Genomic DNA, 21404 nt, shown 5'->3' on the forward strand with positions numbered 1-21404 from the left:
CCACCTCGTCCGTTAGCTCCGGATAAGCGGTTTTACGAGAATTTGATCTGTGCTGATACGGCTCATGCGGCTGCGTCAGCACTTGCTCGGCGTCCCGCTCGTCATCGTGATCCAACTGTGTCCCCCGCTCTCGTCTCCCACCCCTCTAAACGCCCGGTCCCATCTGCGGGTTCCCGGCGCCAACGGATACAGTCACGCCGAGGCAACCGTGGGGACAGGAGAGGGTCATTACCGGCAACCGGCAGACGAGCTGGGCGTTCGCCGACGCCTATGTCGCCGAGGACGAAGCGCTGCTGTGGGCCCGCGACCGGGCCCGTGAGGCAGGGCTGCGCTCGGTGTCGCCCGGCACGGGCGCCGCGCTGCGGTTGCTGGCCGCCTCCGTGGACGCCAAGGCGGTCGCGGAGATCGGCACCGGCACGGGTGTCTCCGGGATCCATCTGCTGCACGGCATGCGCCCCGACGGGGTGCTGACCACCGTGGACCCCGAGCCGGAGCACCAGCAGTTCGCCCGCCAGGCCTTCCGCGCCTCCGGGTTCGCGAGCAACCGGGCCCGGTTCATCCCGGGGCGGGCACTGGAGGTACTGCCCCGGCTCGCGGACGCCGGCTACGACCTCGTCTTCTGCGACGGCGACCGGCTGGAGGTGCTGGACTACCTCGCTGAATCGTTGCGCCTGCTGCGACCGGGCGGCCTGGTGGTATTCGAGGGCGTCTTCGCGCACGGCCGCACGGTGGACTCGGGCCCGCAGCCGACCGAGGTGGTGCGGCTGCGCGAGCTGCTGCGCGCGGTGCGCGAGAGCCAGGAGCTGGTGCCGTCCCTGCTGCCGGTGGGCGACGGGCTGCTGTGCGCGGTCAAGCGGTCCGCCGACGCCGTACGCCCGTAGCGCCCCCGCCGCCGTACGCCCCGAGCGCCGCAGGCCCCCGCGCCGTACGGCAGGAGCCACACACGCAGCCGCCCCGGCACCGTGTGCGGTGCCGGGGCGGCCGAAAGGGTATGGTCGCGTTCGCGTGTCAGGCGACGACCTTCTTCAGGGCCTCGCCCAGCTCCTCGGCCTCCTGCGGAGTCAGCTCGACGACGAGCCGACCGCCGCCTTCGAGCGGAACGCGCATGACGATGCCCCGCCCCTCCTTGGTCACCTCGAGCGGGCCATCGCCCGTCCGCGGCTTCATGGCCGCCATGCTCGTTCCCCTTCCTGAAACCAGCTCATCGTCAAAGCCGACGGCCCACTGGGGGGCACGCGCGCTCCGAGAGCGGGACACGCGACACCGGCATCGAACACATTGCTTCCAAGCCATTATCCCGCATCTCACGACCCGATGACCAACATCAGTCGGCATCGCTTGGGCAACGCGCGCGAGCAAAACCACTCAATTCGGCGATGTGACTGCGATACTGCGCGACCGCACGTCGCCACGCCGAGCGAAGACCCGCCCGCTTTCTTTGACGCAGGTCACACGACGTTGTCAGTGATCTCCGCCATGCTGTCCTTCGTACCCGGGGCCGCACACAGGGCCCGTACACAGGACCCGTACCGGAGGGGAAACACCATGGCCGACACCGTGCTCTACGAGGTGACCGACGGACTCGCGACGATCACGCTGAACCGCCCGGAGGCGATGAACGCGCTGAACATCGCGACCAAGGTCGCCCTCCGGGAGGCGGTGCAGTCGGCGGCGGCCGACGACGCCGTCCGGGCGGTGCTGCTGACCGCCGCCGGGGACCGGGCGTTCTGCGTGGGCCAGGACCTCAAGGAGCACATCGGGCTGCTGGCCGCCGACCGCGAGGCGGGCGAGGGCCAGACCATGAGCACCGTGCGGGAGCACTACAACCCGATCGCGCGGGCGCTGGTCGGTATGCGCAAGCCCGTGGTCGCGGGGGTGAACGGGGTCGCGGCCGGCGCCGGCTTCGGGTTCGCGCTCGCCGCCGACTACCGGGTGGTGGCGGACACCGCGTCCTTCAACACCTCGTTCGCCGGGGTGGCGCTCACCGCGGACTCCGGCATCTCCTGGACTCTGCCGCGGGTCGTCGGCCCCGGCCGCGCCGCCGACCTGCTGCTCTTCCCGCGCGGCGTCAAGGCGCAGGAGGCCTACGAGCTGGGCATCGCCAACCGGGTGGTGCCGGCCGCCGAGCTGCGCGCCGAGGCGGAGAAGGTGGCCCGCCAGCTGGCCGAGGGGCCGACGGTGGCGTACGCGGCGCTGAAGGAGTCCATGGCCTACGCCCTCACCCACACCTTCGACGAGGCGCTGGAGAAGGAGGACGAGCTGCAGTCGCGCGCCGGGGCCTCCGAGGACCACGCGATCGCGGTGCAGGCGTTCGTGAACAAGGAGAAGCCGAAGTACCTGGGCCGGTAACCGGCCGGGTCAGGAGGCACGGCGTGCGGTGCAGTCGGCGAGGTGGTCGTCGACCAGGCCGCACGCCTGCATCAGCGCGTACGCCGTCGTGGGGCCGACGAAGCGCAGGCCCCGCTTCTTCAGCGCCTTGGACAGGGCCGTCGACTCGGGGGTGACCGCGGGGACGTCGGCGAGGGTCTTGGGGACCGGGCGGTCGGCCGGGTCCGGGGCGTGGGACCAGATCAGCTCGTCCAGCTCGCCCGCGGACCACTCGGCCAGCACGCGTGCGTTGGCGAGCGTCGCGTCGATCTTGGCGCGGTTGCGGATGATGCCGGCGTCGGCGAGCAGGCGTTCGCGGTCGGTGTCGTCGAAGGCGGCGACCTCGGCGATCCGGAACCCGGCGAAGGCGGCGCGGAAGCCCGGGCGGCGGCGCAGGATGGTGATCCAGGACAGGCCGGACTGGAAAGCCTCCAGGCAGAGGCGTTCGAAGAGGGCGTCGTCGCCGTGGACCGGGCGGCCCCACTCCTCGTCGTGGTACGTGAGGTAGTCCGGCGCGGACAGCGCCCAGGGGCAGCGCGGCGCGCCGTCCGGGCCTGTCAGGGAGGTGCCGTCGCTCACTGCTCGCCGTCCCCTCCGGGCTGGTCGGGCTTCTCGACGGAAACCCGGTCGTCCCGGTCGGCGGCTGGGCGGGCGCCGGTCAGGGCGGACTCCAGGTCGGCGATCCGGGCGTCGCGTTCGGCCAGTTCCGCGGCGAGGCGGTTCAGGGCGTCGTCCACGTCCGCCATGCGGTAGCCGCGGGCGGCGAGGGGGAAGCGCAGGCTGTCGACGTCAGCGCGGGTGAGGGGGCGGTCCGGGGGCAGCGGGTCGTGCAGCCGCTCGGGTGCCGCCTCCGGCAGCGGCGCCTGGTCGCCGCCGCCCACCACGGCGAGGGTCACCGCGGCCACCACGACGGCGAGCGCGACGACCAGGAACAAGAACATCACCATCGCTGTGGCCCCCACGGTCGGGTAAGTCGAGTCGGATGAGTCGAATCGGATGTGTCAGGGTCCGATCGTGCCATGCGAGTCTGACAGTTAAGGTCGCAGGCGGCCGAAAGACCGGCTGGTCGTACGACGTACTAGGAGAGGTCACAGGGGATGCTCAGGCTGGGCAGGCGTGAATTCGGCGCGCACGAGCCGGTGATCATGGCGATCGTGAACCGGACCCCGGACTCCTTCTACGACCAGGGAGCGACGTTCCGCGACGAGCCCGCCCTCGCCCGGGTGGAGCGGGCGGTGGCCGAGGGCGCCGCGATCATCGACATCGGCGGGGTCAAGGCCGGGCCGGGCGAGGAGGTGTCCGCCGAGGAGGAGGCGCGGCGCACGGTCGGGTTCGTGGCGGAGGTGCGGCGGCGCTTCCCGGACGTCGTGATCAGCGTGGACACCTGGCGGGCCGAGGTCGGCGAGGCCGTCTGCGAGGCGGGCGCGGATCTGCTGAACGACGCGTGGGGCGGTGTCGACCCCCGGCTGGCGGAGGTCGCGGCCCGGTACGGGGTGGGTCTGGTGTGCACCCACGCGGGCGGTGCGGAGCCGAGGACCCGTCCGCACCGGGTGACGTACGACGACGTCATGGCCGACATCCTGCGGGTGACCCTGGGGCTGGCCGAGCGGGCGGTGGCGCTGGGCGTGCCGAGGGAGTCGGTGCTGATCGACCCCGGGCACGACTTCGGCAAGAACACCCGGCACAGCCTGGAGGCGACCCGGAGGCTCGGCGAGATGGTCGAGACCGGGTGGCCGGTGCTGGTGTCGCTGTCCAACAAGGACTTCGTCGGGGAGACGCTGGACCGCCCGGTGAAGGAGCGGGTGATCGGCACGCTCGCGACGACCGCGGTGTCCGCGTGGCTGGGCGCGCAGGTGTACCGCGTCCACGAGGTGGCCGAGACCCGCCAGGTGCTGGACATGGTGGCGTCGATCGCCGGGCACCGCCCGCCGGCGGTGGCCCGGCGGGGGCTGGCGTAGGCGTTTCTCGCCCCCGCCGCCCCTACCCACTCCCATCCCCAGGGGCTCCGCCCCTTCGACCCCGCCAGGGGCTCCGCCCCTGAACCCCGTCGGGGGCTCCGCCCCCAGCACCCCCACCGGGGGCTCCGCCCCTGAACCCCACCGGGGGCTCCGCCCCTGAACCCCACCGGGGGCTCCGCCCCAAGCACCCCCACCAGGGGCTCCGCCCCTTGACCCCACCGGGGGCTCCGCCCCCTGGACCCCCGCCTGGGAGCTCCGCCCCCTGGACGCCCACCTGGGAGTTCTGCCCCCTGGACCTGCCGGCGGTTCCGCCTCTGGCCCTCGCCGGGCCTCCGCCCCCGCACCCCTGCCAGGACCGCCCCCAGCACCCGCCGGGGCCTCCGTCCCCGCACGCCTGCCCGGCCCCCGGCCCCGGCGGGGAGTGCGTCTCCCGCCCCCTGCCAGGACCGCGGCCTACGTCATCGCGGCTCAGCCCCGCACTAGCGGCCCGCCCCCGACCTCCGCCGGGAACTCCGTCCCCCGCACCCCGCCAGGACCGCGGCCCACGTCATCCCGGCTCAGCCCCGCACTAGCCGCCCGCCCCCGACCTCCGCCGGGAACTCCGCCCCCCGCACCCCGCCAGGACCGCGGCCCACGTCATCCCGGCTCAGCCCCGCGCTAGCGGCCCGCCCCCGGCCCCCGCCGGGAACTCCGCCCCCCGCACCCCGCCAGGACCGCGGCCCACGTCATCCCGGCTCAGCCCCGCGCTAGCGACCCGCCTCCTTCGAGACCAGGGCGACCGCCTCGTCCACGTCGTCGGTCACGTGGAAGAGGGTGAGGTCCTTCGCCGCGGCCTTGCCCTGGGCGACCAGGGTGTCGCGGAGCCAGTCGACGAGGCCGCCCCAGTAGGCGGTGCCGAACAGGACGATCGGGAAGCGGGTGACCTTCTGGGTCTGGACGAGGGTCAGGGCCTCGAAGAGTTCGTCGAGGGTGCCGAGGCCGCCGGGGAGGACGACGAAGCCCTGCGCGTACTTGACGAACATCATCTTGCGGACGAAGAAGTAGCGGAAGTTCAGCCCGATATCGACGTACGGGTTCAGTCCCTGCTCGAAGGGCAGCTCGATGCCGAGGCCGACCGAGATCCCACCCGCCTCGCAGGCGCCCTTGTTGGCGGCCTCCATCGCGCCGGGCCCACCGCCGGTGATCACGGCGAACCCGGCCTCGACCAGGCCTCGGCCCAGCCGCACCCCCACCTCGTACTCGAAGGAGTCCACCGGAGTCCGCGCCGAGCCGAACACACTGATCGCGGGCGGGAGTTCGGCGAGGGTGCCGAAGCCCTCGATGAACTCCGACTGGATGCGCAGCACCCGCCAGGGGTCGGTGTGCACCCAGTCCGACGGACCGCCCGCGTCCAGCAGCCGCTGGTCCGTGGTGCTCGCCGTCACCTGGCTGCGCCGTCGCAGAACCGGTCCGAGGCGCTGTTCCTGCGGCGGACGCTTGCCGTTCTCAGGACTGCCGGTAGCCATGTGCGCTCCCTCCGGTTGCCACGTCTTTCGGTCTCAGCGTAGATCTACGCGGGTTACGGAGGGGGGACGTATGCGTGTCCGCCATGAAGCGCCCCGCGCAAACCACCGCGCCCTCAGGCCGTCAGCCAGGCCCGCAGCCGCTCCTCCGCCGCCAGGATCTTCGCCGTCTCGACCCGCTCGTCCCGCTTGTGCGCCAAGTGCGGGTTGCCGGGGCCGTAGTTGACCGCGGGGACGCCCAGCGCGGAGAAGCGGGAGACGTCCGTCCAGCCGTACTTGGGCATCGGGATGCCACCGACCGCCTCGATGAAGGCCGCGGCGGCCGGGTGGGAGAGGCCGGGCCGCGCGCCGGGGCTGTGATCGTCGACCACGAACTCCGTCACCCCGCAGTCCGCGAACACCTCGCGGACGTGGGCCACCGCCTCCTCGGGCGTACGGTCGGGCGCGTAGCGGAAGTTGACGGTCACCACGCACTCGTCGGGGATCACGTTCCCGGCGACACCACCCGAGATGAAGACCGCGTTGAGGCCCTCGCGGTACTCCAGGCCGTCTATCACCGGCCACCGCGGCTCGTACGCGGCCAGGCGCTCCAGGATCGGCGCCGCCGCGTGGATGGCGTTGGAGCCCATCCAGCCGCGCGCCGAGTGGGCCCGCTCGCCCGTCGTCTTCAGCAGCATCCGCAGCGTGCCCTGGCAGCCGCCCTCGACCTGCCCGTCGGACGGCTCCAGCAGCACCGCGAAGTCGCCCTCCAGCCACTCGGGATGGGCCTCGGAGACGTGCTTGAGGCCGTTGAGGTCGGCCGCGACCTCCTCGTTGTCGTAGAAGACGAAGGTCAGGTCGCGGTTGGGCGCGGGGACCGTGGCGGCGATCCGCAGCTGGACCGCCACGCCCGACTTCATGTCGCAGGTGCCGCAGCCCCACAGCACGCCGTCCTCGTCGAGCCGGGACGGCACGTTCTCCGCGATGGGGACGGTGTCGATGTGCCCGGCGAGGATCACGCGCTCCGCCCGGCCCAGGTTCGTGCGGGCCACGACGTTGTTGCCGTAGCGGTCGACCGTGAGGTGCGGCAGGGCGCGCAGCGCGCTCTCGATGGCGTCCGCGAGCGGCTTCTCCCCGCCGCTCACCGAGGGGAAGTCGACGAGCTGCGCGGTCAGCCGCGCGGCGTCCAGCGTGAGGTCAAGCGGGGTATCGGCCATGGCCCCGACCCTAACGCCCCGCTGCGGGCACCCGCCTCCAGGTGTCGCGCGGGCTCCAGTACCTTGTACGCGTGCCAGAGCCGTCCCCTTCTCCCAAGCGTCGCGGCCGCCTCCTGCGTTGCGGGGCGGCCTTCGTGGTCCTGCTCGCGGTCGCGGGGTATCTCGCGGTGCAGTACATCACCGGCGGAGCGGGCGGTCCGGGGTGCAGGGTCGTCTCGGGGAAGGGCGACGGGGCGACGTACGAGTTCTCCCCGGAGCAGGCGGTGAACGCGGCGACGATCACCGCCGTGGGCACCGCGCGCGGGCTGTCCGAGCGGGCGGTGACGATCGCGCTGGCGACCGCGCTGCAGGAGTCGGCGCTGCGCAACATCGACCACGGCGACCGGGACTCGCTGGGCCTGTTCCAGCAGCGGCCCTCGCAGGGCTGGGGCACCGAGAAGCAGATCATGGACCCGATCTACTCGGCGGGCATGTTCTACGACCATCTGGTCGAGGTGCCCGGCTACACCCGGCTGCCGCTCACCGTGGCCGCCCAGCGGGTGCAGCGCAGCGGCTATCCGCAGGCGTACGCCAAGCACGAGCCGGACGCCACGCTGCTCGCCGCCGCCCTCACCGGGCGCGCCGAGGCCACCCTGACCTGCGAGGGACGCCCGGACGCCACCCGGGTCACCGGCCCGGACGCGGTGCGCTCGGCGCTGGTGCGGGACTTCGGGCAGGACGCGATGGAGGAGACCGGCGCCGAGGTGAGCGCCGCGGCGACCCCGCGGCCGACCGTCACCGCCGAGACCAGCGGCCGGACCGTGACGGTACCGGTCGCCGGGGAGACGGCGGCCGGCGACGGGCGGGCCACGCGCGAGCGCGGCTGGCAGCTGGCGCACTGGGCGGTGGCCAACGCCTCCGCGCTGCACATCGAGCGGGTCTCGTACGCGGGCCGGGTGTGGGTCGCCGGCACCACCGAGAACCGGTGGCGCGCGGCGGACGACGCCGCCGACGTGGCCGACGCGAAGAACGGCGAGGACGCCGACGCGGTGCGGATCGTCACTGCGCAGTAGTGCGGACGTTCACCCTGACGGGCTAATACCGGTCGTAGGGACACGACGGTGTGCGCAGGTTTTCGCCCGGTCACCCCGACAATCACCGAAACCCTTGAAAACAAAGGGCTGTAAGGATTCTGCGGACTTCCGGACCGGGCACCTTTTGTCCATTTTTATCCACAGCCGATAATGCGACGCATTACCAACTCTTTACGTTGGGTCAGCGCAACCTCGGCAGGGGGTCGAGCGGTAGTTACGGCGCACGTTCTCTTACGTTCTCTCCCCGTCAAAGGAGCAACATGTCCCTCCCCCTGACCCGCCGGATCGCCCGTGCCGCGCTGCTCACCGCAGCGGGAGCGGCCTCCGTGGTCGGTGCGACCGGCTCCGCCAACGCGGCCCCCGAGCTGCCGGCCACGCCGAACCTCGGCGGGCTGACCGCCCTGGACGGCGCGAGCGTCGGCAACACCGTCGACGGCGCCGCCACGAACGTCACCGAGCTCGCGGGCGAGACCGGCGGCAAGGCGGTCAAGCAGTCGGGCAAGACCACCGGCAAGGCGGCGAAGAAGGCGACGCCGGCCGCGCAGAAGGCCGCCGGGGACGTGGCCGGTTCCGCCGGGGACGTCGTCGGCGACACCGCCAAGACCGCCGGCAAGGGCGGGCTGCCCACCGACTCGCTCACCAAGGGCGGGCTGCCCACGCAGCAGCTGCCGACGAAGGGTCTGCCGCTCGGCTGACCCACCGCCGGTACGGCGCAAGGGGTCCGGGGACTCGCTCCCCGGACCCCTTTGTCGTATCCAGAGCAGTCGTATCCGGAACGGTCGTATCCAGGACGGTCGCGTCCAGAACGGTCGTGTCCACGACCGGCGCGGCTAGCGCGCCAGCCGCTCCACCGCCGCCCGCACCCGCTCGTCCGACGCGGTCAGCGCCACCCGTACGAACCGGTCCCCCGCCGGGCCGTAGAAGTCGCCCGGCGCGACGAGGATGCCGCGCTCGGCGAGGTGCGCCACGGTGTCCCAGCAGGACTCGTCCCGGGTGGCCCACAGGTAGAGGCTGGCCTCGCTGTGCTCGATGCGGAAGCCGTGGCCGAGCAGGGCCTCGCGCAGGGCGGTGCGGCGGGCGGCGTAGCGCTCGCGCTGCACCCGCACGTGCTCGTCGTCGCCCAGGGCCGCCACGACGGCCGCCTGGGTCGGCGCGGAGGTCATCATGCCGCCGTGCTTGCGGATCTCCAGGAGGGGGCCCAGGACGGCCGGGTCGCCGGCGATGAAGGCCGCGCGGTAGCCCGCCAGGTTCGAGCGCTTGGACAGGGAGTGGACGGCGACGATGCCCTCGTACGAGCCGCCGTTGACGTCCGGGTGCAGCACCGAGACCGGGTCGGCCTCCCAGCCCAGCTCCAGGTAGCACTCGTCGGAGAAGAGCAGCACGCCGTGCTCGCGGGCCCAGGCCACGATCCGGGTCAGCTCCTCCTTGGAGAGCACCTTGCCGGTCGGGTTGGACGGCGAGTTCAGCCACAGCAGCTTCAGGCCCGCCGGGTCCAGCTCGGTCGGGTCGTCGTAGACCTCGTACTCGGCGCGCGCCAGCCGGGCGCCGACCTCGTACGTCGGGTAGGCCAGCCGCGGGTAGGCGACCCGGTCGCCGGGGCCGAGGCCCAGCTGGGTGGGGAGCCAGGCGACCAGCTCCTTGGAGCCGACGACCGGCAGGACGTGGTGGTGGGTGACCCCGCGGGCGCCGAGGCGGCGCTCCAGCCAGCCGGTGATCGCGTCCCGCAGCTCCGGCGTGCCCCACACCGTCGGATAGCCCGGCGAGTCGGCAGCGGCGACCAGCGCCTTCTGGATCAGCTCGGGCACCGGGTCGACGGGCGTGCCGACGGACAGGTCGACGATGCCGTCGGGGTGCGCGGCGGCCGTTTTCTTGTAGGGCGCGAGCTTGTCCCACGGGAAGGTCGGGAGGCGGTCGGAGACTGCGGACACGGTTTCTCGCTCACTCTCAACGGTTCGGCAAACGCCTCGGTCCCGTGCGGCGATCGGGGGCGATCAGGCCGTACGGGACCGAGGCGGCGCGGAATTGCGGGCCGCTTACGCGGGTGTCACTAGGCCTGCGGCGGCAGACCGGCGACGAACGGGTGGTCCCGCTCGATCAGGCCGAGCTTGCTGGCACCGCCGGGCGAGCCCAGCTCGTCGAAGAACTCGACGTTCGCCTTGTAGTAGTCCTTCCACTCCTCCGGCACGTCGTCCTCGTAGAAGATCGCCTCAACCGGGCAGACCGGCTCACAGGCACCGCAGTCGACGCATTCGTCCGGGTGGATGTACAAGGACCGCTGGCCCTCGTAGATGCAGTCGACCGGGCACTCCTCGATGCACGCCTTGTCCTTGACGTCGACACAAGGCTGCGCGATGACGTAGGTCACGCTGTCGTTCCTCCTCGATAGGGCGCTGGCGGGCCTCCTCAGGCTCCGCCGCCTGGCGCGCGGGAGCGCGGCGTCGTCGATGCCCGCACCTAGTATCTCCGTTCTTGGGCATGATCCGAACAGGAGGGGTGAACCGACCTGTGGAATTCTCTGCGGCAGGGCGCTTTGAGGTCCGTATCACCGCTGCTGACGTGGGCAAACGCGTCTCCGTGCGGCGCTTGGGCCACACTAGTGCCAGTGCGGTAACGGAGGAGAAATTCACCGACACGGTGGGTGTTCTCACATCCTGGGACAACGGTGTGCTGGTGATCACACGACGGGACGGCGAACTCGTCCGTATCCCGGAATCCTCGCTGGTCGCGGGCAAGGTCGTGCCCTCCGCCCCGGCGCGCCGCCGCGGCCCCGCCGCGTCCTACCCGGAGCTGGCGCGGATCGCCGCGCGGGCGTGGCGGCCGGTGGAGAGCGAGCGGCTGGGCGAGTGGGAGCTGCGGGCCGCCGGCGGGTTCACCCGGCGAGCCAACTCAGTGCTGCCGCTGGGCGACCCCGGCATGCCGCTGGACGACGCCCTGACCGCCGTACGGCGCTGGTACGGCGCGCGAGGCCTGCCCGCGTACGTCCAGACCGCCACGGGCGCCGAGGGCACCCAGGAGCTGCTGTGCGCCGAGCTGGCGGAGCGCGGGTGGGTGCGGGAGGTGACCGCCGAGCTGTGGATCGGCTCCCTCGCGCCGCTCGCGGACCGGGAGGTGTCCTCGGAGGTGCGGCTGTCCCGCGAGGCCGACGAGGCGTGGCTGGCCCGCTACCAGCGCAAGGGGCTGAGCGAGGTGGCGCTGCGGGTGCTGCACAGTGGGCCGTCCGTGTGGTTCGCGACCGTGCCGGGCGAGGCGGCGGGGGCACCTGAAGGAGCACCGCCCGCGGCGATCGGGCGGTGTGTGGTCGACGGGCGGTGGGCCGGGTTCGCCGCCGTGGAGGTGGATCCGGCGGTACGGCGGCGGGGGCTGGCCTCCGCCGTGATGGCCGCGCTCGCCGGGCGGGCCCTGGAGGAGGGCGCGTCCGCCGCCTGGCTCCAGGTCGAGACGGACAACGCGGGCGCGCGGGCGCTGTACGGCGGGCTGGGCTTCGCCGCGCACCACGCGTACCACCACTACCGGGAGCCGGAGGCGCGCCGCGCGTCCGGTGCCGGGACGGCCTGAGGGGTGCGGGCCGTGTTGCGTCCTCCGTTCCCTCCGCCGCCCGAGCGCGCCACCGAGCTGCGGCTGCGGTTCGCCGACGAGGCGCGGGCCGAGCGGCCCGACCTGTCGCTGCTGTGCCTGCTGGTGGCCGCGGCGGGGGACGCCGCCCTGGACGAGGCGGGGATCGACGGCGCGCAGATGGAGCTGGACCGGCTGGCCGGACTGCTGCCGTACCGGCCCGGCGGGCCGCGCGACTGGGCGGAGGCGACGCGGGAGCTGCTGGGCGAGCGGCTGGGGTTCCGGGGGACGGCCGGGGACTACCGGCGGCTGGAGTCGTCGCTGCTGCACGAGGTCCTGCGGCGGCGCCGGGGGCTGCCGATCCTGCTGTCCGTGGTGTGGATGGAGGTCGCGCGGCGGGCGGGGGCGCCGGTGTACGGGGTGGCGCTGCCGGGGCACTTCGTCGTGGGGTTCGGGGCGGCGGAGGAGCGGGTGCTGGCGGATCCGTTCGACGGGGGGCGGGTGCTGAGCGGGATGGATGCGGAGTTGCTTGTCGTCGGGGCCACGGGGGCGCCGCTCGATCCTTCACTGCTGGCGCCCGCGGCGACGGGGGAGGTCGTGTTGCGGATCCTGAACAACATCCGGGCGTGGGCCGCTGCTCGGCCGGAGCGGTCGGATGTTTCGTTGTGGGCGGTGGAACTGTCGCTGCTGCTGCCGTCTCATCCGGCGCGGTTGCGGTACGAGCGGGCTCGGCTGCTGGTGCAGCGGGGGGAGTTCGTGGCGGCGGCGGAGGAGTTGGAGGCGTATGCGGAGGTCGTCTCCGCGGTGGACGCTGCCGCCGGCGAGCGGTTACTGGGGGAGGCTCGGGCTGCTCGGGCGATGTTGAATTAGCGATTCGCCGTGGGGGTTGTCGCTGCCGGCCCGCTTCGCCTGCCAGGGCTGCCGCCATCTGTCAAGCCCCGAGATGCAGGGGCATGACTCGTCTCGCGTGCCGGGGCTTACTTGAGACATGGGTTCACGCAGAGCCGGGGGCCCAGTCCGATCTCACCCCTCCGCCCCATTCCACTCGAGGAGAATTTCCATGATCCGCACCTCTTGGGCACAGCGTTTCGTGATGGCTGGTACCGCGACCGCCCTGGCGGCCGGAGGCGTGCTGTTGCCGTCCACCGCATTCGCAGCCCCGGCTACGCCGCACACCGGCGCCGTAACCGCGGTGGAAGCCGCTCACGATGTCCAGAGCATGCCGGAAAAGCAAGATGGCAAGGGCAAGAAGAGTACGGGCAAGAAGGGCGAGAGGGCTCGGGACATAGAAAACATGCCGGGCTGCAAGATCATCGGTGACTCGGTGTACTGCAAGGCCAAGCCCGAGGGCGAGAAGCCGGGCACCGGTACGGGCGGTACGGCCCCGGGCACCGGTACGGGCAGTGGGTCCACAGTCCCAGATGACACGCTCGACTATGGCGGTTATGTCGGCAAGGGCTGACAGGAAAAGGGCACCCCACGTTTGCGGGGTGCCCTTTTTGTTTTGGCGGTCAGTTCGGGTCGGTCTCGATGACTGCCGTTCTGTTCGTCTTGCTCGTCAGGGCCGTGCGCAGGGCGCCGTAGACGTCCTGCGGGGTCACCGGGGTCTTCTCGCCCGTGCCTCGGGTGATGAGGACGCCGTCGAAGGTGCTGCCGTAGAGCTGCTTGAGGGCGTTGAGGTCGGGGCTGTCGACCAGCTTGCCGTTGACGGCCTTGACACGGAGGAACTTCCAGAGGGAGTTCTCCGGGCTGAGGGGGATCGAGTGCGCCGCGTCGGTCTGGACCGTGACGATGCCGGACATCGCGGGCTGCGCGAACTCCTTCATCATCCGGTCGACCTCGGCGTTCGAGACCGTCGGCTGCTTGGTGGTGGTCGGCAGGGCGACCGCCTCGGCGGTGCCGGTCTCCACCTGGGTGCGGTAGGCCTCGACGACCGCGTCGGTGGCGCCGTCGAGGTCGACGCCCTTGCCCGGCTTGCCGTAGACGGGGACGGCCTTGCCGGAGACGAACTTGATCGTGCCGTCGGTCGCGGTGCCGGCGCCGCCCGCCGCCTTCTCCAGGGCGACCTGCAGCTTCTCCTCGTCGACCGGCATGACCGGCTCGACGACCCGCTGCTCGCCGAAGAGCGAGCCGATCACGGAGACGGGGTTGTAGTCGCTGGTCGCGGCCTCGCGGACGGTGGACTGGGCGTCGAACGACAGGCCCGCCTGGTCCGGCCTGAGGGTGACCGTGTCACCGTCGACGGTCAGCTTGATCGGGTTGTCGATCTGGTCGCCGAGGGCCTCGTCGAGCTTCTTGACGGCGTCGTCGCGGGTGCCGCCGCCGATGTCCACGCCGAGCACGGTGGTGCCCTTGGGCACGTCGGAGTGGTTCATCAGCAGTCCGGCGCCGTAGGCGACACCGGCGACGGCGACCACGCCACCGCCGAGCAGCACCAGCTTGTTGCGGCCCTTCTTCTTGCGGGGCGCGGCGGCCGGAGCGCTCTGCTGGGCCGGCGCGAGCGGCGCCGGGGGCGTGGGTGCCGACGGGGCGCCGGGACCGGCCGGCGGGAACCCGGCGTCGTGGTCGGGGCTCGGGATGACGGGGATGCCGCTGGTGACGGTGTGCCCGGAGACGTTGTCGTGCGGCGGGATGCGGTAGTCGGCGCCGGCCGGGGGCTCGGGCACCTGCTTCTGCGGGGTGAGGATGGCGGTGTCGTCGCTGAGGCCGCCGCCGGGGCCCATGGGGGCCGCGCCCGGGACGGCGGGTGCCGTGCCCGGGCCGGCGAGGGCGCCGGGGGCGGGCGGGAGCGGCGGGCCGTCGCCGGTGACCGGGCCGCCGGTCGGGCCGGCGGGGCCGCCGTAGCCGTTGCGGCCGCCGGGACCCGCGTAACCGTTCTGGCCGCCGTGTCCGTTGCCGGAAGGCTGACCGAGCTGACCGCCGGGGCCGTTCTGGCCGTTCTCCGCGAAGTACGGCAGGTCGTCGCGGCGCGTGTCCCCCGAGGAGCGGGTGCCGTTGCCCAGCGGGCCGGCGGCCAGCGCCTCGGTCACGTCGAAGGAGCCGGTGCCGCCGCCGTGGCCGGGCGCCACGGGGCCGCCGGTGGCGCCGGGCAGCCCGGAGCCCTTGGTGCCGCCGGGCCTGCTCATGGAACCGACGACGCCGCCGGGGCGGCCGGAGCCGGAGGCCGGGCGCGCACCGCCGGACGGTGCCGCACCGGGCCCGCGCGAACCCGCACCGGCGGCCGCAGCGGTGGCGCCGGAACCGCCGGGCGCGCCCGCGCCGTTGGCGGGGCCGCCGCCCTGACCGCCCTTGGGGGCCGCGGACTTGCGGGGCGCGAACCAGTCGCTCGTCTTCTCCTCGGCCTGCGCGGCGGGCTCGGCGGGGGCGGGAGGCTCGACGGTGCCCGTGGTCGTGGCGGCGCCCGGCTCCGGGGCCTCGGCCTCGGGGCCGTCGGCGGACTCGGCGTCCCCGACGGGCTTGCGCACGACGACCGGCGGGATGGGCCGCGACCCGGGGATGTTGATCCGGATCCGGGTCGTCAGCGTGGTCTCGGTCTTGCGTTCCTCCGGCTGTGCGGCCGAACGGCCCGCTTCCGCATCGCCGTCGGAAACCGTGGGGGTACCGTACGGCGGCGTGCCCGAGGGATATGCGGCTCCGCCGTGCCCGTGGGGCCCGGAGGACGGACTGTCAGTTTCACGACTCAAGGCAGGTTCTCCCGGTTGGCTCCGCCGCCCGTCTTACGACCTCACATTGCTCTGGGCGGCTCGGCGGCGCGCACAACCATACTGTCCGCTTCCGGCGCTTATCCCATGAGCACTGGGGAAACCCACACGGGACTCGCACGTGCGCTTGACGGCGAAGTGGTACGTCACTTCCCAAGTCGGACCGCTGGACCCCCGGGTTGCCGTGCGACGCCAAGGGTGGCGCAGATCACAGCCACGGCCATACCGCCGAGCAGGAAGAGATACGAGCCGGTGCCCGCGGCGAACACGAAGTCGCCCTCGGGGCGGCTGGCGGTGAGCAGTACGACGGCGATCATCCAGCCCGCGGCGGGCGCCACCGCCCCGCCCCGGCCGCCGGTGGCCCGCGCACCGCCCAGGAAGAGCCCGGCAGCGCCCGCGAGGGCGAGCAGCAGCCCGCCCGGGAACCAGCCGCCCTGCACCAGCGCACCGGCGCCGCCGACCACCGCGCCGAGCAGGAACAGCCCCAGGTGGGCGGCGATCCGGCCCAGGGAGGGGCGCGCCAGGGGCTGGGCCAGCAGAGAGCCACGGTCCGTCATGACGCCTCCTCGGCGATCCCGGCGAACAGGTCGGCCTCCCGCTCGGCGCCGGCCCGTTCCCCGCGTACCAACTCGTAGTACTCGGTACGGAAGACCGGTTGCGCCAGTTCATTGGAGAGGACGAAGTACGCGCCGTCGACCGTGATCTGGGTGGCGTGCGCGGCCATCGCGGCGGCCTTGGCGGCGGTGTACGCGTCGCCGCCGTCGATCTCGGTGGTGATCCGCTCGTCGTCGACCACGCCGGGGACGTCGTCGAGGACGGCGGCCTTGGTGAAGGACAGTCCGGGCAGCTCCCGCTGGAGCCCAGCGAAGGCGGCCTCGCCGGCGGTGCGCGGGACGCGGTTCCAGTAGACCTTGGCGGGGGCGCAGCCCGCCTCGGCGGCCAGCTCGACGGCGCGCATGGCGACGCGGTGGGCCTGGATGTGGTCGGGGTGGCCGTAGCCGCCGTCGGGGTCGTAGGTGACGAGGACCTGGGGGCGTACCTCTTCGATCACCTGGAGGAGGTGTCCGGCGGCCTCGTCGAGGTCCGCCTGCCAGAAGCAGGCCGGGTCGTCGTTGTCGGGGAGGCCCATCATCCCGGAGTCCGTGTAGCGGCCGTCGCCGCCGAGCTGGCGGAAGTCGGTGACGCCCAGTGCGGCCATCGCGGCGGCCAGCTCGCGCAGGCGGTGCGCGCCGAGCGCGGCGCCGGTCAGGTGCGCGAGCGCGGGCGGGATGACCTCGCCGCGCTCCCCGAGGGTGCAGGTGACCAGGGTCACATGGGCACCCTCGGCCGCGTACCGGGCCATGGTGGCGCCGTTGTTGATCGACTCGTCGTCCGGGTGCGCGTGCACCAGGAGCAGACGACGGGAGGGCAGGTCACTCATGGGGCCCACCCTAAAGGGATCAGAACTTGATGCTGCCGATCATCCCGGCGATGTTGGTCGTCAGCTCGCTGATCGTCGGGGCGACCGTCGAGGAGGCGAGGTAGAAGCCGAGGAGCATGCAGACCACGGCGTGGCCGGCCTTCAGTCCTGACTTCTTGATGAGCAGGAAGACGATGATCGCCAGCAGCACCACCGCCGAAATCGAGAGTGCCACGGCGGCTCACCTCCAAGGACCCGGGAACGTTGGGGGCACAGAGCAGGGGAACGTGTAAACCCATACAGCAGCCAGCAGGTTCATACCCACACAGCGCTAGTGATCATAACTATCCGTACGCGCGCATCGGTCGGCGCACGGCCGCACAAGGGGGCGCATGGCCAATATGGTCAGGGCATGACGACGGAGCCTGATTCCTTCCCCCGGCGGCACGCGCGAACCCAGCGGTTCACGCTCGGCGCGCCGCGTTCGTTCACCGTGGCGCCCGACGCGTCGCGTGTCGTGTTCCTGCGCTCGCGTTCCGGTACGGACCGGGCGAACGCGCTGTGGGTGCTCGACCTGGCGGACGGCACGGAGCGCGTGGCCGCCGACCCGGGTGTGCTGCTCGGCGGTGCCGTGGAAGACCTCTCGCCCGAGGAGCGGGCGCGGCGCGAGCGCAGTCGCGAGGGCGGGGCCGGCATCGTCGGCTACGCCACCGACACGGCTGTGGAGTTGGCGTCTTTCGCCTTGTCAGGGCGGCTTTTCGCGGCCGAGCTGCGGGCCGGTACGGCGCGTGAACTCCCCGTCGCCGGACCGGTGATCGACCCTCGGCCCTCCCCCGACGGACGGCTGGTGGCGTACGTCGCGGGCGGCGCGCTGCGAGTCGTCGGCGCCGAGGGCGCGGGCGACCGGGCGCTCGCGGAACCGGAAGCGGAAGGGGTGTCCCACGGTCTGGCCGAGTTCATCGCGGCCGAGGAGATGGGGCGTTCGCGCGGCTTCTGGTGGTCTCCGGAGTCGGACCGGCTGCTGGTGGCGCGGGTGGACGACACACCGGTGGAGCGGTGGTGGATCTCCGATCCGGCGGAGCCGAAACGTGACCCACAACACGTCCCTTACCCGGCAGCCGGGACGGCCAACGCGGACGTCCGGCTGTTCGTCGTCGACCTCGACGGGGCCCGCACGGAGGTCCTCTGGGACCGGGCGCGCTACCCGTATCTGGCGCGTGCGCACTGGTCAGCGGCGGGTGCGCCGCTGCTGCTCGTCCAGGCGCGCGATCAGCGCAGCCAGTTGTACCTGGCGGTGGACCCGGACACCGGCGCGACCCGGATGGTGCACGCCGACGAAGATCCGATTTGGCTGGATCTTTTCCCCGGAGTGCCGTGCTGGTCGCCCTCGGGGCAGCTGGTGCGGATCGCCGACGAGGGCGGTGCGCGGGTGCTCGCGGTCGGCGAACGGCCGCTCACCGGGGCGCAGTTGCACATCCGCGCGGTGCTCGACGTCTCGTCCGACGACGTGCTGGTCTCGGCGTCCGCCGGCGCCGAAGCGGAACGGCCGGAGACCGGCGAGGTGCATGTCTACCGCGTCAACGAGCTGGGCGTCGAGCGCCTTTCGGAGGAGCCCGGGGTGCACTCGGCGGTGCGATCCGGAGACGTGACGGTGCTGGTGTCGGCGACGCTGGACCGGCCGGGGGCGCGGGTGCGGGTGCTGCGGGAGGGGAAGCAGGCGGCGAGCATCCCGTCGTACGCCGAAGACCCCGGTATGTCCCCGCGCATCACCCTCACCCAGGGGGGCGCACGGAAGATTCCGTGCGCCGTGCTTATGCCACGGGACTACCCCGGTGACACTCCCCTGCCGGTCCTGCTGGACCCCTACGGCGGCCCCCACGGTCCCCGCGTCGTCGCCGCCCACAACGCCCATCTGACCTCGCAGTGGTTCGCCGACCAGGGGTTCGCGGTCGTGGTCGCGGACGGCCGGGGCACGCCGGGGCGCTCCCCCGGCTGGGAGAAGGCGATCCACCAGGACCTCACTGTCTCCCTCGACGACCAGATCGAGGCACTTCAGGATTTGGCGCGGAATCACCCGCTGGATTTGAGCCGGGTGGCCATCCGTGGCTGGTCCTACGGCGGCTGGCTCGCCGGACTCGCGGTCCTGCGCCGCCCGGACGTCTTCCACGCGGGCATCGCGGGCGCGCCGGTGACGGACTGGCGGCTGTACGACACCCACTACACCGAGCGGTACCTCGGCGACCCGGCCGTGTCCCCGGAGTCGTACGCGAAGAGCTCCCTGGTGACGGACGAGGGCCTGTCCTCCGCCGTCGAGCCGCACCGGCCGCTGATGATCGTCCACGGCACGGCCGACGACAACGTGGTCTTCGCGCACGCCCTGCGCCTGTCCTCCGCGCTTCTGGCCGCCGGCCGCCCGCACGAGGTGCTGCCGCTGTCGGGCGTCACGCACATGACCCCGCAGGAGCAGGTCGCCGAGAACCTGCTGCTCCTTCAGGTGGACTTCCTGAAGCGGTCCCTGGGACTGGTCCCGTAAGGCAACGGGCCGGGGTGACATGGCGCACCCCGGCCCGTTTACGGCACCCGCACGGCCGTACGGTGTTCAGCCTGACGCGTCCGTATATCGGAACAGGGTCGGCCAAGTTGCCTCTGTGTTACTCCGCTTCCTCCGTCGGCACGACCTGCTTCTCCTCCGCGAAGTGGCAGGCGCTGGGATGGACGGCGGGGCCGGTGGCGGAGCGGAACGCCTCGGGGACGGCGAGGGCCGGGACCTCCAGGGCACAGCGTTCGCGGGCCTTCCAGCAGCGGGTGCGGAAGCGGCAGCCGGAGGGGATGTGGGTGGGGGACGGCACGTCGCCGTGCAGGATGATCCGCTCGCGGTGCTCGCGGGCCTCCGGGTCGGGCACGGGGACGGCGGAGAGCAGGGCCTGGGTGTAGGGGTGCGTGGGGTGGTCGTAGATCTCGGCGTCGCGGCCGATCTCGACGATCCGGCCCAGGTACATCACCCCGACCCGGTCGGAGATGTGCCGGACGATCGACAGGTCGTGGGCGATGAAGATGTACGACAGGTCGAACTCGTCCTGGAGGCGTTCCATCAGGTTGATGACCTGGGCCTGGACGGACACGTCCAACGCCGACACCGGTTCGTCCGCGACGATGATCTCCGGGCGGAGGGCCAGTCCGCGGGCGATGCCGATGCGCTGGCGCTGGCCGCCGGAGAACTGGTGCGGGTAGCGGTTGACGTACTCCGGGTTGAGTCCCACCACGTCCAGGAGTTCCTGGACCCTGCGGCGGCGGTCGCCCTTGGGGGCCACCTCGGGGTGGATGTCGAAGGGCTCGCCGATGATGTCGCCGACCGTCATCCGGGGGTTGAGGGAGGTGTACGGGTCCTGGAAGACCATCTGGATGTTGCGGCGTACGGCCTTCAGGGCGCGGCCGGAGAGCCTGGTGATGTCCTCGCCCTTGTACCGGATCGAACCGGCCGTCGGCCGCTCCAGGTTGACCAGCATCCTGGCGACCGTCGACTTGCCGCAGCCGGACTCGCCGACGATGCCCAGCGTCTCGCCGCGGTCGAGGGTGAAGTCGACGCCGTCGACGGCCTTCACCGCGCCGATCTGCTTCTTGAAGAGGACGCCCTGCGTCAGCGGGTAGTGCTTGACCAGCCCGCGCACCTCCAGGATCGGCTCAGCCATGGAGGCACTCCCGCCAGAAGTGGCAGGCGCTGCCCCGCTCCTCGTTCACCTCGTAGAGGGGTGGTACGTCGGTGCGGCACACGTCTCGCGCCATCGGGCAGCGGGGGTGGAAGGGGCAGCCGGACGGGATGGCGAGCAGGTTCGGCGGCAGGCCCTTGATGGCGTACAGCTCCTGGCCCTTCTGGTCCAGGCGCGGGATGGAGTCGAGCAGGCCGCGCGTGTAGGGATGGGCGGGGGCCTTGTAGATGTCGTGCACCGGGGCGGACTCGACGATCCTGCCCGCGTACATGACGGCGATCCGGTCCGCCACGTCCGCGACGACCCCCAGGTCGTGGGTGATGAGGATGAGCCCCATGTCGTACTCGCGCCGAAGCTCGGCCAGCAGGTCCATGACCTGGGCCTGCACGGTGACATCGAGGGCGGTCGTGGGCTCGTCGGCGATGATCAGCGCGGGTTCCAGGGCCATCGCCATGGCGATCATGATGCGCTGGCGCATGCCGCCGGAGAACTGGTGCGGATACTGCCTCACCCGCTCCTTGGCGCCCGGGATGCGCACCCGGTCCATCAGCTCCACGGCCTTGGCGCGGGCGTCCTTCTTCGACATGCCCCGGTGCACGACGAACATCTCGCCGAGCTGGTCGCCCACGGACAGCACCGGGTTCAGGGCGGACAGCGCGTCCTGGAAGATCATCGCCATCTCGGCGCCGCGCACCCTGCGCCGCTCGTCCTCCTTCATCGTCAGCAGGTCCCGGCCCTTGAACAGGACCTCCCCGCCGGTGATCCGCCCCGGCGGCATGTCGAGGATCCCCATGACGGCCTGCGCGGTGACCGACTTCCCGGACCCGGACTCCCCGAGCACGGCGAGCGTCTCCCCCGCGTCCACGCTGTAGGTGACCCCGTTGACGGCCCGGGCGATCCCCTCCCGGGTCCGGAACTCCACCTGCAGATCACGCACTTCGAGGAGCAC

General features: G+C 72.3%; 22 protein-coding genes. 9 read left to right on the forward strand and 13 right to left on the reverse strand.

Annotated elements, in window-relative coordinates; all coding sequences use genetic code 11:
* Positions 1-161: 161 nt before the first annotated feature.
* Positions 162-881 (forward strand): O-methyltransferase, encoded by a 720-nt coding sequence (locus tag ACZ42A_RS07220; RefSeq protein ID WP_468526754.1) that lies wholly within the window; start codon positions 162-164, stop codon positions 879-881.
* Positions 882-1008: 127 nt separating this feature from the next.
* On the opposite strand, the gene ACZ42A_RS07225 is transcribed toward ACZ42A_RS07220, so the two are convergent.
* Complete coding sequence (locus ACZ42A_RS07225; protein WP_468526184.1) at positions 1009-1176, reverse strand: DUF3117 domain-containing protein; 168 nt, start codon at positions 1174-1176, stop codon at positions 1009-1011.
* 369 nt (positions 1177-1545) lie between these two features.
* Between ACZ42A_RS07225 and chcB the strand changes: the two genes are divergently transcribed.
* Positions 1546-2349: a 2-cyclohexenylcarbonyl CoA isomerase gene (gene chcB, locus ACZ42A_RS07230; protein WP_468526185.1), complete on the forward strand. Its 804-nt coding sequence runs from the start codon at positions 1546-1548 to the stop codon at positions 2347-2349.
* 9 nt (positions 2350-2358) lie between these two features.
* Here chcB and ACZ42A_RS07235 read toward each other — a convergent pair whose 3' ends face one another.
* Positions 2359-2946, reverse strand: a complete 588-nt coding sequence (locus ACZ42A_RS07235) for a DNA-3-methyladenine glycosylase I (RefSeq protein WP_468526186.1) — start codon at positions 2944-2946, stop codon at positions 2359-2361.
* A complete protein-coding gene (locus ACZ42A_RS07240) occupies positions 2943-3314 on the reverse strand; it encodes a DivIVA domain-containing protein (RefSeq protein ID WP_468526187.1) in 372 nt (123 codons plus the stop codon). The genes ACZ42A_RS07235 and ACZ42A_RS07240 overlap by 4 nt, the downstream gene beginning before the upstream one ends.
* Before the next feature lie 150 nt (positions 3315-3464).
* Between ACZ42A_RS07240 and folP the strand changes: the two genes are divergently transcribed.
* Positions 3465-4325, forward strand: coding sequence for a dihydropteroate synthase (gene folP, locus ACZ42A_RS07245; protein ID WP_468526188.1), 861 nt, complete (start codon positions 3465-3467; stop codon positions 4323-4325).
* A 746-nt stretch (positions 4326-5071) separates the two neighbouring features.
* Here the strand turns inward: folP and ACZ42A_RS07250 are convergent.
* Together ACZ42A_RS07250 and dapE are read right to left on the reverse strand one after the other, a co-directional pair.
* Positions 5072-5830: an LOG family protein gene (locus tag ACZ42A_RS07250; protein ID WP_468526189.1), complete on the reverse strand. Its 759-nt coding sequence runs from the start codon at positions 5828-5830 to the stop codon at positions 5072-5074.
* Positions 5831-5943: 113 nt separating this feature from the next.
* The gene (gene dapE / locus ACZ42A_RS07255; RefSeq protein ID WP_468526190.1) at positions 5944-7023 is read right to left on the reverse strand and encodes a succinyl-diaminopimelate desuccinylase; all 1080 of its coding nucleotides are present in this window, start codon (positions 7021-7023) and stop codon (positions 5944-5946) included.
* Between the two features lie 71 nt (positions 7024-7094).
* On the opposite strand from dapE, the gene ACZ42A_RS07260 reads away from it, so the two are divergent.
* The gene (locus tag ACZ42A_RS07260; protein ID WP_468526191.1) at positions 7095-8075 is read left to right on the forward strand and encodes a VldE C-terminal domain-containing protein; all 981 of its coding nucleotides are present in this window, start codon (positions 7095-7097) and stop codon (positions 8073-8075) included.
* Between the two features lie 281 nt (positions 8076-8356).
* Complete coding sequence (locus ACZ42A_RS07265; protein ID WP_468526192.1) at positions 8357-8791, forward strand: ATP-binding protein; 435 nt, start codon at positions 8357-8359, stop codon at positions 8789-8791.
* A 135-nt stretch (positions 8792-8926) separates the two neighbouring features.
* Here the strand turns inward: ACZ42A_RS07265 and ACZ42A_RS07270 are convergent, their stop codons facing one another.
* Positions 8927-10024 (reverse strand): bifunctional succinyldiaminopimelate transaminase/glutamate-prephenate aminotransferase, encoded by a 1098-nt coding sequence (locus ACZ42A_RS07270; protein ID WP_468526193.1) that lies wholly within the window; start codon positions 10022-10024, stop codon positions 8927-8929.
* A gap of 119 nt (positions 10025-10143) precedes the next feature.
* Positions 10144-10461 (reverse strand): ferredoxin, encoded by a 318-nt coding sequence (gene fdxA / locus ACZ42A_RS07275; protein WP_468526194.1) that lies wholly within the window; start codon positions 10459-10461, stop codon positions 10144-10146.
* A 140-nt stretch (positions 10462-10601) separates the two neighbouring features.
* On the opposite strand from fdxA, the gene ACZ42A_RS07280 reads away from it, so the two are divergent.
* The 3 genes from ACZ42A_RS07280 (at position 10602) to ACZ42A_RS07290 (ending at position 13110) form a co-directional block, all read left to right on the forward strand.
* Positions 10602-11651: a GNAT family N-acetyltransferase gene (locus tag ACZ42A_RS07280; protein WP_468526195.1), complete on the forward strand. Its 1050-nt coding sequence runs from the start codon at positions 10602-10604 to the stop codon at positions 11649-11651.
* A 15-nt stretch (positions 11652-11666) separates the two neighbouring features.
* Positions 11667-12518: a transglutaminase-like domain-containing protein gene (locus tag ACZ42A_RS07285; protein ID WP_468526755.1), complete on the forward strand. Its 852-nt coding sequence runs from the start codon at positions 11667-11669 to the stop codon at positions 12516-12518.
* A gap of 190 nt (positions 12519-12708) precedes the next feature.
* Positions 12709-13110: a hypothetical protein gene (locus tag ACZ42A_RS07290; protein ID WP_468526196.1), complete on the forward strand. Its 402-nt coding sequence runs from the start codon at positions 12709-12711 to the stop codon at positions 13108-13110.
* A 49-nt stretch (positions 13111-13159) separates the two neighbouring features.
* Here the strand turns inward: ACZ42A_RS07290 and ACZ42A_RS07295 are convergent, their stop codons facing one another.
* The 4 genes from ACZ42A_RS07295 to ACZ42A_RS07310 all read right to left on the reverse strand — a co-directional run bounded on the left by ACZ42A_RS07295 (position 13160) and on the right by ACZ42A_RS07310 (position 16983).
* Positions 13160-15331: a hypothetical protein gene (locus ACZ42A_RS07295; RefSeq protein ID WP_468526197.1), complete on the reverse strand. Its 2172-nt coding sequence runs from the start codon at positions 15329-15331 to the stop codon at positions 13160-13162.
* A 164-nt stretch (positions 15332-15495) separates the two neighbouring features.
* A complete protein-coding gene (locus tag ACZ42A_RS07300) occupies positions 15496-15906 on the reverse strand; it encodes a DUF6113 family protein (RefSeq protein ID WP_468526198.1) in 411 nt (136 codons plus the stop codon).
* Positions 15903-16769 (reverse strand): N-acetyl-1-D-myo-inositol-2-amino-2-deoxy-alpha-D-glucopyranoside deacetylase, encoded by an 867-nt coding sequence (gene mshB, locus ACZ42A_RS07305; protein WP_468526199.1) that lies wholly within the window; start codon positions 16767-16769, stop codon positions 15903-15905. Before mshB ends, ACZ42A_RS07300 begins: the two co-directional genes overlap by 4 nt.
* 19 nt (positions 16770-16788) lie before the next feature.
* A complete protein-coding gene (locus tag ACZ42A_RS07310) occupies positions 16789-16983 on the reverse strand; it encodes a hypothetical protein (protein ID WP_019755516.1) in 195 nt (64 codons plus the stop codon).
* 177 nt (positions 16984-17160) lie between these two features.
* Between ACZ42A_RS07310 and ACZ42A_RS07315 the strand changes: the two genes are divergently transcribed.
* Complete coding sequence (locus ACZ42A_RS07315; protein ID WP_468526200.1) at positions 17161-19281, forward strand: S9 family peptidase; 2121 nt, start codon at positions 17161-17163, stop codon at positions 19279-19281.
* 118 nt (positions 19282-19399) lie between these two features.
* On the opposite strand, the gene ACZ42A_RS07320 is transcribed toward ACZ42A_RS07315, so the two are convergent.
* The gene (locus ACZ42A_RS07320) at positions 19400-20437 is read right to left on the reverse strand and encodes an ABC transporter ATP-binding protein (RefSeq protein WP_468526201.1); all 1038 of its coding nucleotides are present in this window, start codon (positions 20435-20437) and stop codon (positions 19400-19402) included.
* A complete protein-coding gene (locus ACZ42A_RS07325) occupies positions 20430-21404 on the reverse strand; it encodes an ABC transporter ATP-binding protein (protein ID WP_468526202.1) in 975 nt (324 codons plus the stop codon). The genes ACZ42A_RS07320 and ACZ42A_RS07325 overlap by 8 nt, the downstream gene beginning before the upstream one ends.

Source organism: Streptomyces sp. NPDC030838 (assembly GCF_055572035.1).